The organism is Vibrio sp. nBUS_14, from assembly GCF_051201655.1.
Taxonomy (GTDB): Bacteria; Pseudomonadota; Gammaproteobacteria; order Enterobacterales; family Vibrionaceae; genus Vibrio.
The window spans coordinates 1,522,121-1,536,708 of the sequence record NZ_CP179207.1 but is presented as its reverse complement, the minus strand read 5'-3'; the positions used below and the strand labels follow the sequence as shown (position 1 = coordinate 1,536,708).

At 42.8% G+C, this 14,588-nt stretch carries 14 protein-coding genes and 1 pseudogene; 9 read left to right on the top strand and 6 right to left on the bottom strand.

Annotated features, from left to right (window positions below; all coding sequences use genetic code 11):
- Position 1 precedes the first annotated feature (1 nt).
- Genes ACMAZD_RS24705 through ACMAZD_RS24665 form a run of 9 tightly spaced genes read left to right on the top strand, consistent with a single transcriptional unit; the run spans position 2 to position 8,354 of the window.
- Complete coding sequence (locus ACMAZD_RS24705; protein ID WP_435249855.1) at positions 2-1,195, top strand: AAA family ATPase; 1,194 nt, start codon at positions 2-4, stop codon at positions 1,193-1,195.
- On the top strand, positions 1,192-2,457 hold the full coding sequence (locus ACMAZD_RS24700) for a CpaF family protein (RefSeq protein ID WP_435249854.1): 1,266 nt from the start codon (positions 1,192-1,194) through the stop codon (positions 2,455-2,457). Before ACMAZD_RS24705 ends, ACMAZD_RS24700 begins: the two co-directional genes overlap by 4 nt.
- Positions 2,454-3,368 carry a type II secretion system F family protein gene (locus ACMAZD_RS24695; protein WP_435249853.1) on the top strand — a complete coding sequence of 305 codons (915 nt, stop codon included), beginning with the start codon at positions 2,454-2,456 and terminating at the stop codon, positions 3,366-3,368. Before ACMAZD_RS24700 ends, ACMAZD_RS24695 begins: the two co-directional genes overlap by 4 nt.
- Positions 3,368-4,234 carry a type II secretion system F family protein gene (locus ACMAZD_RS24690; protein ID WP_435249852.1) on the top strand — a complete coding sequence of 289 codons (867 nt, stop codon included), beginning with the start codon at positions 3,368-3,370 and terminating at the stop codon, positions 4,232-4,234. The genes ACMAZD_RS24695 and ACMAZD_RS24690 overlap by 1 nt, the downstream gene beginning before the upstream one ends.
- Positions 4,231-5,361, top strand: a complete 1,131-nt coding sequence (locus ACMAZD_RS24685; protein WP_435249851.1) for a tetratricopeptide repeat protein — start codon at positions 4,231-4,233, stop codon at positions 5,359-5,361. Before ACMAZD_RS24690 ends, ACMAZD_RS24685 begins: the two co-directional genes overlap by 4 nt.
- Positions 5,358-5,894 carry a TadE/TadG family type IV pilus assembly protein gene (locus ACMAZD_RS24680; RefSeq protein ID WP_435249850.1) on the top strand — a complete coding sequence of 179 codons (537 nt, stop codon included), beginning with the start codon at positions 5,358-5,360 and terminating at the stop codon, positions 5,892-5,894. Before ACMAZD_RS24685 ends, ACMAZD_RS24680 begins: the two co-directional genes overlap by 4 nt.
- Positions 5,884-6,468 carry a tight adherence pilus pseudopilin TadF gene (gene tadF, locus ACMAZD_RS24675; protein WP_435250545.1) on the top strand — a complete coding sequence of 195 codons (585 nt, stop codon included), beginning with the start codon at positions 5,884-5,886 and terminating at the stop codon, positions 6,466-6,468. The genes ACMAZD_RS24680 and tadF overlap by 11 nt, the downstream gene beginning before the upstream one ends.
- Before the next feature lies 1 nt (position 6,469).
- Complete coding sequence (locus ACMAZD_RS24670; protein WP_435249849.1) at positions 6,470-7,786, top strand: pilus assembly protein TadG; 1,317 nt, start codon at positions 6,470-6,472, stop codon at positions 7,784-7,786.
- Between the two features lies 1 nt (position 7,787).
- A complete protein-coding gene (locus tag ACMAZD_RS24665; RefSeq protein WP_435249848.1) occupies positions 7,788-8,354 on the top strand; it encodes an OmpA family protein in 567 nt (188 codons plus the stop codon).
- A 137-nt stretch (positions 8,355-8,491) separates the two neighbouring features.
- On the opposite strand, the pseudogene ACMAZD_RS24660 reads toward ACMAZD_RS24665, so the two are convergent.
- The 6 genes and pseudogenes from ACMAZD_RS24660 to moeB all read right to left on the bottom strand — a co-directional run.
- Positions 8,492-9,010, bottom strand: a pseudogene (locus tag ACMAZD_RS24660) (EAL domain-containing protein); the annotation flags it as partial.
- 445 nt (positions 9,011-9,455) lie between these two features.
- Positions 9,456-10,304 carry a sulfurtransferase gene (locus ACMAZD_RS24655; RefSeq protein WP_435249847.1) on the bottom strand — a complete coding sequence of 283 codons (849 nt, stop codon included), beginning with the start codon at positions 10,302-10,304 and terminating at the stop codon, positions 9,456-9,458.
- Positions 10,305-10,357: 53 nt separating this feature from the next.
- The gene (locus ACMAZD_RS24650) at positions 10,358-10,672 is read right to left on the bottom strand and encodes a hypothetical protein (protein ID WP_435249846.1); all 315 of its coding nucleotides are present in this window, start codon (positions 10,670-10,672) and stop codon (positions 10,358-10,360) included.
- 181 nt (positions 10,673-10,853) lie between these two features.
- The gene (locus ACMAZD_RS24645; protein WP_435249845.1) at positions 10,854-11,426 is read right to left on the bottom strand and encodes a hypothetical protein; all 573 of its coding nucleotides are present in this window, start codon (positions 11,424-11,426) and stop codon (positions 10,854-10,856) included.
- Positions 11,427-11,437: 11 nt separating this feature from the next.
- Positions 11,438-13,573, bottom strand: a complete 2,136-nt coding sequence (locus tag ACMAZD_RS24640; RefSeq protein ID WP_435249844.1) for an LruC domain-containing protein — start codon at positions 13,571-13,573, stop codon at positions 11,438-11,440.
- A gap of 253 nt (positions 13,574-13,826) precedes the next feature.
- A complete protein-coding gene (moeB, locus tag ACMAZD_RS24635) occupies positions 13,827-14,576 on the bottom strand; it encodes a molybdopterin-synthase adenylyltransferase MoeB (RefSeq protein ID WP_435249843.1) in 750 nt (249 codons plus the stop codon).
- Between the last annotated feature and the right edge of the window lie 12 nt (positions 14,577-14,588).

The following is a 14,588-nucleotide window of genomic DNA, read 5'->3' as shown; positions in this document are numbered from 1 at the left end:
TATGGACTTGGATATCTTGTTTCGTAATTCATCTTCGAAAATGAAGTCGACAGTTGAGGCTACCGATCTGATCGTTTCAGACGATAGCGCTTTAACTGAATCGATCAATGATTTATATGCGATTGAAGGATTCCCAAAACCGTTTGAAGTCACTGATATTGATTTAGATGGTATTTGGAATCAATCAAACATCAAGCTTAACCATGTTGTGCTCGATCTTCGAAGTGCTTCTAATGTTATTGAACAAGTCTCCGAGATTTCGGTTCGTTTAGACGTGAATATATCTTTTCTCGTCCTATGCGACGTCGACTCTATAAAGCTGCGTAATCAAGTGCATGCTTTAGGTGCGACTTATGTGTTATGGGACCCAGAACTTGATGCGCTACTTGCGGCAATTAAAACGACGCAAGAGGGAGAAAGTGCTGTAAAAAAAACGCGCGTTGCCAAACGTATATTGGTTTTAGGAACCAAAGGTGGAATCGGTGTGTCTTGCATCAGTTCCGTTTTAGCGCACTCCTTAGCAGAGCAAGCGAAGCTAAAGACACTGCTAGTGGATCATGATTCCGGAGCGCTAAACAGCGATATTTATATTGGTGTAAAAGGCTTGAAAGCCAAGCACAACAGCATTGATTTAAATCAGATCGATATCGACAGTGCGATAGCAAGAACCTATGTGCATGGTGTTAAAGAGAAGCTAGATTATTTGGTTCTCGAGAAGAATGTCGCTTGTCTTTCTGATCATGCATCTACGTTGTACAACCTTTCCAATCAACTGATTGATCAATATAACTTTATTATCGATTCAGCGCCACTATCTTGCTACGAGGAGATGCACGATCAGGAGTTATCAGATAAGTATCACCGTATCTTTATTGTTTGCGAACCTTCGGTCTCTTCATTGCGTTCATATAACTCGTTGAAAAAGAAGATCGGCAAATCTGAACACCAGGTTATTTTCAACCTGAATAGGCCCGCGAAGGATTTCATGGTGACACTTGCAAGTGCGAAAGAGCGGATCAGAGCCAAAGATAGCATTGATTTTATGTATGAGCCGTCATTAGAAAAGACAGTGGTTCAGCAGGGGATTAATGAGTTGCTTAAGTCTAAGTCATCGACCGCCGTTTTGAGCATGGTTGCCACGTTAACAGGCAAGAAAATTAAAACCAAATCACGCTTCAGTTTGTTTAGAAAATGAATCAATTAAAAGAAATCTACATCCAACTTCGGGATGAAATCTTCGATGCGTTGGACGCAGCGACACTTGTTGAAATCAGTAATCAAGAGCTAGAAGAGCAGCTTAAAGACTCGGTCAATATTCTTATTGATAAGAAGCAGTTGCAAGTGAGCTCATTGAAACGTGTCGACTTAGTCAAAGCATTACTCGATGAGTTGAAAGGCTTAGGGCCACTTCAGGCCTTAGTCGATAACGATGATATATCGGATATTATGATCAACGGACCATCGGATATATTTATTGAAATCAATGGCAAAGTTGAACAGTCTCCGATTCAATTTGTGAACGAGAAACAGCTCAACACTATTGCTAAGCGAATCGCTTCAAATGTGGGGCGTCGTATCGATGAATCTAAGCCGCTTTGTGATGCACGTTTGATGGATGGCAGCCGTGTCAACATCGTGATACCTCCACTTGCAATCGATGGAACTTCTATCTCTATTCGTAAGTTCAAAGAGCATAAAATTAAGCTTGAGAACCTCGCAGAGTTTGGTGCTATGTCAGTTGAGATGGCTAAGCTTTTGTCCATTGCGAGCCATTGTAAATGCAATATATTGATCTCTGGTGGTACGGGTTCAGGCAAAACGACATTGTTGAATGCGTTGTCTGGGTTCATTGGTGAAACGGAACGTATTGTTACCATTGAAGATGCTGCTGAGCTACAGCTTCAAAAGCCTCACATCGTTAGGCTTGAAACTCGACAAGCCAGCGTTGAAGGAACGGGAGAGATCACCGCGCGTGACCTTGTGATCAACGCTCTTCGTATGCGTCCTGACAGAATTATTGTGGGGGAGTGTCGTGGAGGAGAGGCGTTCGAGATGCTTCAAGCGATGAATACCGGCCATGATGGGTCTATGTCGACATTACACGCTAATACGCCACGCGACGCGATTGCTCGTACTGAAAGTATGGTGATGATGGCAACCGCTAGCCTGCCGTTATCTGCAATACGTAGAACCATCGTGAGTGCAGTAGACTTGATTGTCCAGGTAAAGCGCCTTCATGATGGCAGCCGTAAGGTGATGTACATTTCGGAAATCATTGGCATGGAAGGAGATAGCGTGGTGATGGAAGATATTTTCCGTTACGAGGCGAGCTCTGATTTTAAAGATGGCAAGATGGAAGGAGAGTTCCGAACGCCCGGCTTATCCACTCGTTCTGTCATTTATGAACGCGCAAAATTCTTTGGTTTAGAACAAGCGGTAAGGGAGATCTTTACATGACCTTAATCCTGATCGCGTCATGGAGTGCTTTGTTAGTTTACTTCCTTATCCATCGCTTTCGCCAAAATAAAAAACTACGTAGTTTGATTGAAATGGAGGCTGAATTCGAAGGGGTAAAAGGCGTTCGTTCGGTTATCGATTCGCAGCAGTTTGAAGAGAGTTATAAGGCCAGGCTTAGGAAAAGTTACAAGAAGATAATAAAGGTCTTCCAGCCCAACATGTCTTTGAAGCTGATTCTATTTATTAGTGTGTCGGCATCAGCGGTTTATGCCATTAACGAGTTTTTCTTACGTCAGGATTACGTTGTTTGCTTGATTATTGTTGAGCCTATTTTGTTCTTCGTTTTTTACAACAAGCTAAAGCAACGGCAGATGGATCGCTTTAAAACCAACTTTCCGGATGCTTTGAATATCTTGAGCGGAGCCATTTCTTCAGGCCAAAGTATCATTCATGCGTTCGAGTATGTAGGTAAGCAGCTTGATAATGAAGTAGGCAACGAGTTCAAGTTCATGGCTGAGCGTTTGCTTATTGGTGAAGACCCTGATGACGTGCTTGAACGCAGTAGCAATACGTTTCCTTACTTAGAGTACTTTTTCTTTGCCTCAACGATACGAATCAACTTGGCTCGAGGTGGTCAGCTCAAAGATGTCATCAATAAGATTAACCGGCTTATGTTTGATTCTCGAGCTGTTGAGAAAAAGAAAAATGCATTAACCTCTGAAGCGCGTGCTTCGGCAAAAATTATTGCTTGTTTACCCGTGATTTTTCTTATCATCTTGAAGTTTACAAGCCCTGAGAACTACAGCTTTGTTATGTTTGAGGAAGCGGGACAACCTATTTTTTATTACGTTTTAGTGAGTGAATTATTAGGTTTCTTTTGCATCTGGCTGATTTTGCGAGGTGTAAATTGATGGATTTTGAAACGGCTATTGTTTGGAGTGTCATATTTATTATCTCTATGGTTCTAGCAACGTATTGCTTGCGTTTTTGGGATAACACGAGAGCAAATATAGAAACTCGAAAAATAATTGGTTCAACACGCGAAGAAAAGAAACGAACAGATTTATTTAAGGCTTTTTTGTCTCGGCTTAGTTTCAATAAGCATGAAACTAAACGGAAGTTAGTCGCAGCTGGTTTTTACAATGAATTCCTTGCTGATGCTTACTATTTATTAAAAATAATCCCTTTTAGTATTTGCTTAATATTAATCGGCTTCGACTTTTATAAAGGAGAAACAGAGGTGATATTCGCTCTGTTATATCTTCTGGGGGCTTTGTTGGCATTTGTCATCGCGCCAGATTCCTATGTGTCGGCTCGGGGGAAAGCCAATATTAAGCACATCGGTTCAAGGTTACCTTTTTTACTCGACTTAATGAATGTGTGTGTTCACACCGGCATGACAATTGAGTCCAGTTTGGAGTACCTGGCCAAGGAACTTCACGCGGTAGACAGTAACCTTGCCCATGTTGTCAGAGTCACAGTGGAACGCTCACGCCTTGTTGGTTTGGAAAAGGCATTAGAGGAGTTTTACGACCTTGTGCCTACCAGCGAATCTCAAAGTTTTGTGATGACCATGGTGCAAAGTCTTCAATTTGGGTCATCTGTTGGCCCTGTACTGGCTACGTTAGCGACGGATATTCGAGAGCTTAATATGATGGACTTGGAGGAACGGATTGGAAAGATGGGGGCAAAAATGTCTATTCCATTGATCGCTTTTATTATGGTTCCGATTGTTGTCCTCATTGCGGCCCCAGGTATTTTAAGGATGTTGATGTGATAAGAAAATTTGTATTAGTCGTTATTACTATGGTTCTAGTTTCTGGTTGTACAACGGTTAATAACCAACTTGATACTAAAGAGCAATTGCTTATTGGATCGGGGGATTCGCATAAGCTCATTGAGTTTTATAAGGCAAATATACAATCCGACCCTGTATATAAAGTCAAACTTGTTAACTTGTATTTAGACCTTAAAGATATTAAATCGGCTGAGCTATATAGGAATACCTACAGTGACAGTGACCTTGATGATCAAGAATATATTTTAACCAGTGCTCGAATTTACTATCAGAAAAAGAACTTTGAGCGCGCATTAGATGAGTTAGACAAGTATAGAGATGAAGGCGGAGCTGAGTATGAGTACCAACTTCTAACCGGAAAAATACTAGCTCAGCAAAAACGATTTTCTGAAGCAATTGAGCATTTCGAGGAAAGTCGCAAACAAGGTGCTTCAGACAGAGAGGCTAGTAACAATATCGCTGTTGTTAAAATAATGCAGTCTGATTATTTGGGTGCGACGGACATTTTATATGACCTTTATCTTTCAAATCCGAATGACCAGAGAGTGAGTTCTAACTTAATTCTCTCTTCGGTTAAGTCCCAGAGACCGGATATCGCATTGGAAGTTCTGAAACATTCGAATAGTGATGAGCAAGCTCACAAACAGCTATCTGCATTAATGAGGTCAATATCTAAAAGTAAAGGGAAGAAGACCATGACACAGTCAACGATAAAGATGGAACAACAGCTTATAGGTACCCAAGTTCACTCTGGGAGTTTTGTAGCACCGACATCGCGAGTCAGCAAATTGGATTCGACTGCAGGGTTTCAAACATCTAAACACAGTGTGGATGGTTCTGTACTCGACCCTAGAAGACTGAAACCCAATGCAAAACCTATTTATCGAGTGCAAGTGTTAGCGACTTACACAGCGATTCCTTCGGACTTTCTGAACTATCTAAAAACAAACTACGGCTCTGTCTATTCGTATACACATGGTTTGTGGAAGCGTTACTGCATAGGTGATTTCAATGATCTGGATGAAGCCAAGGCGTTTCTGAATAGCATTGATATCAAGGGAGCATTTGTCGTTGATTACACCAAGAAAAGGTATGTCCGTCTATGAGGTCGTTTAAACGCAAGCAAAAGGGGTCATTGACGGTTGAAGTCGCGATGGGGATTCCGATTTTTCTGGCTATTGTTTTTGGGTGGGTTGAGATCTGTATTCTGACTTTCTCCATGAGTATGACTGATCACGCATTAACGACGGCGGTGATGCGAACTAAAAAAGCGGGTGACTCGAGTAGTCGTCAATCCATTAACTATGGGCAAATGATTAAAGACGAGTTGAATAAAGCCGGTGGAGCGTTATGGAGTAACGTCGTTAAAGAAGGTAGCGTCATCATTCATGTGAACTATTTCCGAGACTTCGAAGGTTTTCTTAAATGCACGGACACCTATGCCTCTGCAGATAAGTGTCCGGATAAGAAAGATGCACCAGAAGACATGGCACTTGCAGTTTACGCTTTGGAATACACTTACGATCCTATTGTGTCTATTTGGTTCCCAAATATGCCGATAAAGCGCGAAGTTATTACGATCCAAGAGTATGAAAGATGCTCTTTCAAAATTGGTCAAGGGGCAGGTTGTGCAAGTTAAACAAAAAGGATCGTTTGCGGTTGAACTGGCGATGGTGCTTGTCTTTGCTTCTGGCATTTTCTTAGTTTTAGTGAACCACATGCTAGCGATTAACAAGAAAGGCCAATTGGACAGAGCTACATATTCAATGACCACGATTTTCGCAGAGCGGAAGCAGTTATTTAACGCCAATATGGATATTTGTGCTGGTGATTGTCGAAAAACAGAACACAACGCATTTGTGATTGCTTCTGCTTCGATGAAACGAATGATTCCAAACTTTGACAAAACCAAATTTGGGATGCGTATCGACGAGATAAGGCTTGAAGAAACGGCTTTATCCGGAGGGAAAGTGAATTATCGAAGGGTTCAAAAGACTCTGACCAAAGGGAGCATACACGGATGTGACTTTCCAGACATGGGCGATATCACCAAAGAAAAAGCGATAGAAATACTTCCTATCACATCGCGAGGCCGCCGATTACCCATGTATCAGGTGTCTCTTTGTTATGAAATCCCAACTAATTTGATTGGGATCGCCAACGGAGAGGTTTTTCGGCTTGTAAGTACATCTTATTCATTTGCGAGGGTTTAAGGTGAAGTCGATAAAGAAAAACCAAGGTGTCGCAGGTATTTTGTTTGTTGGTCTATTGCCTATGATGGTTATTTTCATGGCATTTTCGATGCAGATGTCTCAACAGATGCTAGCGCATACAAGGTTATTAGAAGCCGCAGAGGTCGCCAGTTTAGCACTTATCGCGAGCCCTAAAGAGGACGAAGAAAAGAACGTAAAGTATGCACGCTATTTAGTCGATAGATACGTTATTGACAACACGGATGATGTTGATGTTGCTGTATATACTAGTAAGTGTGAGTACAAAGACGGCTGCGTCCAAGCCAGCGGTGAACTTGCTCCGTTTAGTGACTTTGTGGTAAGTGCGACTGCCAAATATACGTCTTGGATCGCGTATGAAGAGATGAACTTAAAGCCTGAGTTTTCGGTGAGTGGGCGAGCCGTTACGCGCAAGTATCTCCCTCAGCCTGTTGATGTCTACTTTATCGGTGACTTTAGTGGTTCTATGACTAACCCATGGAAGAACGGAAAAATGAAGCTCGATGTCGTGAAAGAGACCATTAAACGAGTCGTCGATGACATTGAAGAGTTTAATACGGAAGAAAAGAGTCGAGTTGCTTTGCTCGGGTACAACCGACACCATGTTAAACAATCTGATGAGATAGTAAGACTGAATGCTTATGGTTATCGTGCTTCATGGCGAAAGAGATACACTTATGACTACGCACGGAACTCTCCTGCGACAACGGTTAGACGAATGTTTGATAAACCAACTTTGTATAAGGAGATCATCGAACCATCGTATGGAATGAGTCGATACGAAGTAGAGCGACTTTATAAGCGAAACAATGGTTTTGATGATTACTACAAGTTTTACGATATTCCACTGACTGAGGATTATGATAATTTTCGAGCCCAGTTAATGAGTGCTCAGTTGAAAGCTGGTGGAGGAACCTCTTCTTGGAACGGAATCATTGCTGCGGCACAAGAAGCCAATAACGCGACCAACCTTAACCCTGAACAAGTGTTTATTGTGTTATCCGATGGTCAGGATGGCGTCAAGAGCTATTTACAAAAACTAGTGGACCAAGGGTTATGTAGAAAGCTGCGCTCAACCATTTCAGCGAAACGAAATCGTTTCCAAAGTAATGCGCCAACTGAACCTGAGAAAACGAAAGTCACGATGGGCGTCATTGGTATTAATTATAGAGTGTTAGAAACCGATGGCTTTGGTGATTGCTTTGGTAAGAAAAATATCTATCACGCCAAAGATGGTGAAGATGTATACAAGCACATTTTGAATTTGATTAATGAAGAAACCGGAAAACTAAAGGATTAACATGAGATACCTAGTGATTTTATCTACGATGCTAATGTCTCCATTGGGCTATGCGAACTGCTTGGGCAATGTCGGCGAGTACGTCACGTCGAAAACGTTGGTGTCTTCTCATACTGTGACGACACAAGTGACTGGAAAGCTGATTGAGCTTGATGAGAAACCTCAAAATGAGGTGATCAATAGAGAAAGTGAAGTGATTCAAGTCGGAGCTCAAGATGATGTGTGTTTCTATGATAAAGCGACGCAATCCTTGGTACTTAATTATCCAATTAATGTGTATCAATTGGATGAAAGCCATAAGCAAGTATTAGGTCAGTACCTTAGCTTAGTGAGTGATAAGTCTAAGATTTATATAGAGGGTCACGCAGATAGTTTAGGCAGTAAAGGCTACAACAAAGCCCTGTCATCTCGCCGAGCAGGGCAAGTAGCGAGCTACTTGAAGAAAGATCTTCATCAAGGAAGTCGCATTGTTGAATATGCATATGGTGAAAGTGCGCCAATTTGTAAGGTTGAAGACAACAAGGAAACAGGTTGTAACCGACGAGTTGTGATCACTGTTAAGTCCTAATGGGCTTGGTTGTCGTTGTCTGTATTTTTATTGTTTGGGCCGCGATGTTAAGCGGTGTATAAACAAAGGGAGCCAGTTTGGGCTCCCTTTTTTTGATTCATCGCGTTATTTGATAACTAGATAAAATAACCAACTACCTACACCTTTGGTTCGGGCAGCTCTTCTGTCTCAATCGGAGTCGGTGTCAGATATTCACATAGCTCATCGTATGGAATAGGGCGAGAGAAGTAATAGCCTTGCATCAGATCACATCCACATGTCTTCAGAATCGAGAAGTGCTCATTTGATTCGACACCTTCTGCCAACACCACCATTCCGAAGTTCTTACCGATAGCAATAATGTTTTGAACCATGGTTAGCGATTGCTGATCGACTGCAATACTCTCAATGAAGCTCTTATCAATCTTTAGCTCGTCGATAGGCAGTGCCTTCAACATACTCAATGATGAATAACCAGTACCGAAATCATCCAAAGAGATCTTAATATCGTTTTCTTTGAGGGCTTCGAACAGTGGCTTCACTATAGCCACCTCTTCAATGAACAAGCTTTCAGTGATCTCTAGCGTTAAGCAGCTTGGAGAGAACTGATATTTCTCAAGCGTTGCGAATAAGTGTTCTGAGAACGACTTATGTGAAAACTGACGTACGGATATGTTGTTGTTGGGTGAAGTCATCTCTGTTGGCTTGCCACTTGGTTACGCCTAACACGGCGAAAAGTATCACGGTCAGTAGCACGATCAAAGCGTACAGAGATCAGATACTATTTCTTAAATAGAGCCATGAGATGCCTTTTGTTGGTGACTACTTTTAACAGAGTGCAAGCGACAAACTATTAGGTCGTCAGCGTGATTCATGCAACGAAAGATACAAACATCAATGATGAAAGTATCAGTGATTAAAAAGTGTAACGACTACGAGCAGAGATTCTTGAGTATTCACCACATTGATAACGATTTGCCCAAGATTAATCACGGTTTATGGTCAGTAAATCGCTATACCGCAAAACAAAAAGCTTACTGTGTGAGACGTTAAGTCATCACTACGAGTAAGTTCTTTATGCATGCGTAGTTAATTCTAACAGTAGCATTAAGCTAAGTTGAATTATTTTTTGGTCACTGCGATAGGTAATTGCTCGTTAGCACCCCATTCAGTCCATGAACCATCATAAATGCCCATTTCACCTGAATACCCAGCCAGCTTAGCGGCCAATAAGATGATACAAGCCGTCACACCAGAACCACAGCTAAAGAACATCGGTTGTGAGAGGGTTAAGTTTAGGGTCGAGAAAATGTCGACTAACTCTTCTTGAGGCTTCAATTTACCTGCATTTAGGACTTGTGCAAATGGTAGGCAAATGGAGTTCGGAATATGGCCGCTGCGCAAGCCTTCACGTGGTTCAGGTACTTCTGAATCGAAACGAGCTTGTGAACGTGCATCCAGAATGTTTGCACTGTTGTCATCGGAGTAGCTTTGGATTTGCTGAGCATTTATAAAGTAGTTGTCTTGAATATTGCCTTCAAAGTCACCTAGTTGCACAGCTGTTTTGTAGTCGGTATCTGTAGGGTAGCCGGCTTCTATCCATGCAGGTAAACCACCATCTAAGATGTAAACGTTGTTGTGGCCCATTGCCATGAACATCCACCACGCACGAGGGGAAGCGAAGGTTCCTGAATTATCGTAAACCACAATGGTGCTGTCTTGGTTGATGCCAATTTCTTGTGCACGTGTGTTGAAGTGTTTTTCGGTCGGGAACATATGAGGAAGCAAGGTGTGCTTATTACAAAAGTCTTTGTCGTAATCAAAACGAATCGTACCAGGAATCATTTGTCCTTTGATCTTTTCTGACTCACTTGGAATCTGAAATTCGATACTGGCGTCTAGGATTACAATGTTGTCTTCCTCTAGCAAACGTTGTTGAAGTTGTTGCGGTGAAATGAGTGGCTGAGTCATTCTTATTATGTCCATTCTTGTTGTTATATCGATTTATCTCGTTGTATTGACGACTAAGGTGCAGTCCGGCAGTGGATGAACTGATAACTGCTTTGTCCGGTTATTTGATTGTTTAATGTATCAAGCGCGACCACAGAATCAAGAGGGCAGTCTGTTGTTGGTGGAATGGAAACGCGAAATATTTGGTTGTTTTGGGTTTCAACCGTGAGGTAGCGCCTATGCCCGTCTAGGGATTGAGTGAGAGTATTAGAAATCACTTTGGCTTGAATACGTTGCCTTGTCTCTGAGGTCAGAGGGAAGTAGGTGAGAGCCAACAGTACACCGACACCACACATTAAGATAAATAGACCTATTTTTATCTGTTTCATGAGAGTAAGTCTTTGAAGGTTATCTTGAAAAGATAAGTCAGATTGGCAGTAAAGTGAATGTCATCAATCAGAAAGTCTGAGTGGCTAATTCTTGCGCGATCAAAAAGTGAGCATTGCTGTTCACTTTGGATGGATACAGAATCCGTTTTGCATCTGTTGACTACCAAACTGTCTCCGTCGATTACCAAACGATCTGAGAATCACTGCTTGATACCACTTGTTGCAGTGGTGGTTGACCATCGTAAAACCAGATCTCTATCAAGAGTGAGTCGTGATTTACTGGTGCTGTAAAGTTAGACGCGAATACTCCATTGTCTAATGGGCCTGCAATTACTTTACTGGAGTAGTCCGGCTTCAAGGTTGAGTCGGCTCTTGTGCTAAAGCGGCTATAAATGGTCACAAAAGAACGGTCTGTCGAAATGCTGCTGATGTCGATGTAGAGATCAAACTGCTCCACACAGCTGTAGTCAAACCCATCAGGTACCACCAAGTCATTCATCGTATAGGTTGGCGTAGCTACAGCGCTGGCTACTGGAGATGGTGATGATGGTGAAGGAGAAGCAGTGCCACCGCCACCTCCGCCCCCTCCGCCCCCACCACAACCTGCGAGTAGGAGTGAAGCTGTAGCTAAAACTACGGTCATTGTTCTTTTCATGTTCCAAGAGCTTTGTGCAGACATATTATCTTCCTTAGAGAGGTTGCTTCTCAACTCAACGCTATGATGTTCGCGATTATGTATATCTTTGATACTCATGACGTCTCTCCTTATGGCTCGTAGCATTGGTTGTCTGCTGGTGATGTATACCAAGTTTGATTATTTTCACCTCCTGATTCTGCATACTGCTTAAACTCTGGGTAAGCAGTTACAATATCCACGTACTCTTGCGGCCATTTCCACTCTTCTGTTGAATTGATAATGAGAGCCCAAGGGTGGTTTTCTGCTGTCTTGAAATATTTACCTGTTGCTGGGTCGCTATCATCAACACCGATTCCAGAGTCAAACAGGTTTACGGTGTCGAAGGCCTCGGTCGGTGCTTGGTCTGGTAGGTGTACCTCCCAGCTACGTCCCGGATGCATCGGAAGGTTTTCACCGTGATAGTACCCTGGAGTCGCGAAGATGAACGGGTCGTAAGGCATATCAGTCCAACTTGCAGTACTCACACCATCCCCCGCTAAGGTAATACCAACCTGGAAGGAGAACTGTTCGTCTTCTTTACAGCCATTGCTGGTACGATAGAAGTTACAAGCGGTAGTGGTTTTCTCGGTTAAGTCGTTTGCAATGACAAATATTGCTTCGCTACGCCCTTCTTCAAGATCTAGGTCTGTGAATACCCCGTTGTGTTTCATGTAAGAGTTACCACTACTCACTAAACTTGGGTCTAGGTTCGGAAGTCGAACAGCAAAACCGTTTCTATAGGTTGCGCCAACAGCAGCTAGGCGACCGTCGATGGTGGATTTAACCACTTTTCCGTCTTTTAGGATTTCTGTGATGCGATACATAATCACAGCATCATTCATGTCGTAATCAGCTTTATAAGGCCAGTTATCTTCATAGGCTAAAGTTGCGTAACCAGAAGCACTTGGGAAGTAACGGGCTGTGGCACCGTCATTAAGAACATCGACTTGAATATCGACCACCTCACCAGATGTCGAACCACCAAAATAGCTCAGCTTGGTTTGTTGACTGAATCTAAAGCGAGCCCAAGTCGTCCCCGTAAGGGCGTTGATATCGACATTAAGGAACAGATCGTTTTCACCCGCATCCAGTTGGTAGTCGGTAAATACTTGTTCGTTAGCACCATCGAAGCTGCCGTCTTGGTTCCAGTCGATCCAAGCCGAAAGGTAACCAGTTGTTGAAGCTTCAATCACCACTTTTGAGTCTAATCCGGCTTCTAGTCCCGTAACAAAGCCGATACCACCGTTAACCCATTCGTCATCAATACCCACGTTCTCATCTGATTGTGGGGTAACGTAACCATCTAGATCAGCATCTGGCGCGTCAGTACCTAGCCAGGTAATGCCATCAAGCTCATGTCGAGGACCATTGCTCGCCAGTAACGTTATGTAGCTGTCTGGAGCATCACCGAAGTCGATGTTTGAGTCTTCATCAATAACAGGTGCATTAGCACAACGAGCACCATCATTTTGACCAGAAATTGGGCCATTCGGTACAAATTCATCGGCTGGAACAATACCTGCTGCGATATTAGCAGCGTTGTCGGGAGATAGGTTGATTCGGTAAATTTTACCGTCTTGGTTTCGAGATACGTAGTAGTAGCCATTGACATCAAAATAGCCAGCACCGAACGTACCTAACTCACCGGTATCGCCGATGTAGGTTTCAGCTCCTGTGGTTGGGTTGGATTGGTACAATCCGCCAGAGTTATTGTCGATACCATAAAGAGAGCCATCACTTGGATGGAAGGCAAAATCAGTTAATTTTACAGTTGCTGGGCTACCTGCAATTTTGTTCACCGTCACGGTCGCATTTGGATCGGAATCTAAAGGAGAAAGGTCAACAGTGAATAACCCTTCTCCTGTGCGATACAGGTAGTAAACATGATTGTAGACGTCGCCTACATAGAAAGTGTGGTCAGTTGGCAATCCGCTTGTGTTGACCACTTCCGCTTGGAAATCTTGACCTAGTCGAACTAAGCGTTTATTAGTTGTGTCATAGCCATAAATATAACGATCTTGGAAATCAAAACCGACACCGTTAATGTTAGCGTCCATTCCCGTGTCATCTTCTAATAGGGTAGTTGAACCTGTGACTAGATTTACTCCGCAAACTTGCACTGGGGTTGATTGAAAAAGGTATGCCTTACTCGGGCAGGTATCGAATGGCGCTGCGTTGGCGACCAATGGCGCACTTATTAGCAAACTTAACGTTGTAATTCTCATATCTACATCCTTGTCACGGAAGGTCTAGATACTTATCAAGTCGCGTGCCATTTTTAAGTTTTTGATTTTTAGTGTTTTTATTTTAATTGGTTCAGGTTTTTATTGTTTTCTCAAAATGAGAACTCAAATAAAACTAATCTCTCATAGAGTATTTCAAATTGATAAAGCGATTTGAGAAACGGATGTTAAGCACTAGAAGCCCTGACTTTTAGTCGAGGCTTCGGTTGTCGATTAGAGGGGGCTATGATTTAGTCTATCCACACACTGAACAATTAGGCATCTTCATTAAGTTCATCTCATGCCAGCTGTGCGACATGGCATCGAGAATTAAAAGCTTGCCTTGTTGTGGTTGCCCGAATTTTGCAATCACCTTAATCGCTTCTAAAGCTTGAGCTGCACCCACCATGCCAACAACTGGCGCCATTACACCTGCTTCAACACAACTTAGGGCTGCATCGCCGAATAGAGCGCTTAAGCATTGATAACACGGTGCATTTTTATCTTGATAAGTGAACACACTAATCTGACCTTCCATACGAATTGCAGCACCAGAAACAAGTGGTGTTTTCGATGCGTAGCACAAGCGATTGAGTTGATTGCGCGTTTCCACGTTGTCACTGGCATCAAGAACAAGTGAGTGCGCTTCAATCAACTTCGTAAGATCCTCGTCATCAAGTCGATAATCGATAGTTTCAACTGTCAGGTGAGGGTTTAATAGCTGTAGCGACTCAGCTGCAGATACCACCTTCTTTTTACCAATATCCGCATCGGTATGAAGTACTTGGCGCTGCAAATTAGAAAGCTCGACAATATCATCATCGATGAGCGTGAGCTTACCAATACCCGCAGTCGCAAGGTATTGGGCAGAAGCACAGCCAAGGCCGCCAGCACCCAAAACCAAAATTGAGCTCTGTTTCAGCGCTTCTTGGCCTTCAAAATCAAATTGTTTCAGGATGATTTGGCGGTTATAACGAAGCATTTCTGCGTCAGACAGTATTTCCATCAGCAAGCCTCG

What these genes read in the sequence shown, in the direction of transcription:
- ACMAZD_RS24640 (WP_435249844.1), bottom strand. Translation starts at nt 13,573, where the DNA reads ATGAGAATTACAACGTTAAGTTTGCTAATAAGTGCGCCATTGGTCGCC.
- moeB (WP_435249843.1), bottom strand. Translation starts at nt 14,576, where the DNA reads ATGGAAATACTGTCTGACGCAGAAATGCTTCGTTATAACCGCCAAATC.
- ACMAZD_RS24665 (WP_435249848.1), top strand. Translation starts at nt 7,788, where the DNA reads ATGAGATACCTAGTGATTTTATCTACGATGCTAATGTCTCCATTGGGC.
- ACMAZD_RS24700 (WP_435249854.1), top strand. Translation starts at nt 1,192, where the DNA reads ATGAATCAATTAAAAGAAATCTACATCCAACTTCGGGATGAAATCTTC.
- ACMAZD_RS24680 (WP_435249850.1), top strand. Translation starts at nt 5,358, where the DNA reads ATGAGGTCGTTTAAACGCAAGCAAAAGGGGTCATTGACGGTTGAAGTC.
- ACMAZD_RS24705 (WP_435249855.1), top strand. Translation starts at nt 2, where the DNA reads ATGGACTTGGATATCTTGTTTCGTAATTCATCTTCGAAAATGAAGTCG.
- ACMAZD_RS24695 (WP_435249853.1), top strand. Translation starts at nt 2,454, where the DNA reads ATGACCTTAATCCTGATCGCGTCATGGAGTGCTTTGTTAGTTTACTTC.
- ACMAZD_RS24655 (WP_435249847.1), bottom strand. Translation starts at nt 10,304, where the DNA reads ATGACTCAGCCACTCATTTCACCGCAACAACTTCAACAACGTTTGCTA.
- ACMAZD_RS24645 (WP_435249845.1), bottom strand. Translation starts at nt 11,426, where the DNA reads ATGAGTATCAAAGATATACATAATCGCGAACATCATAGCGTTGAGTTG.
- ACMAZD_RS24690 (WP_435249852.1), top strand. Translation starts at nt 3,368, where the DNA reads ATGGATTTTGAAACGGCTATTGTTTGGAGTGTCATATTTATTATCTCT.
- ACMAZD_RS24650 (WP_435249846.1), bottom strand. Translation starts at nt 10,672, where the DNA reads ATGAAACAGATAAAAATAGGTCTATTTATCTTAATGTGTGGTGTCGGT.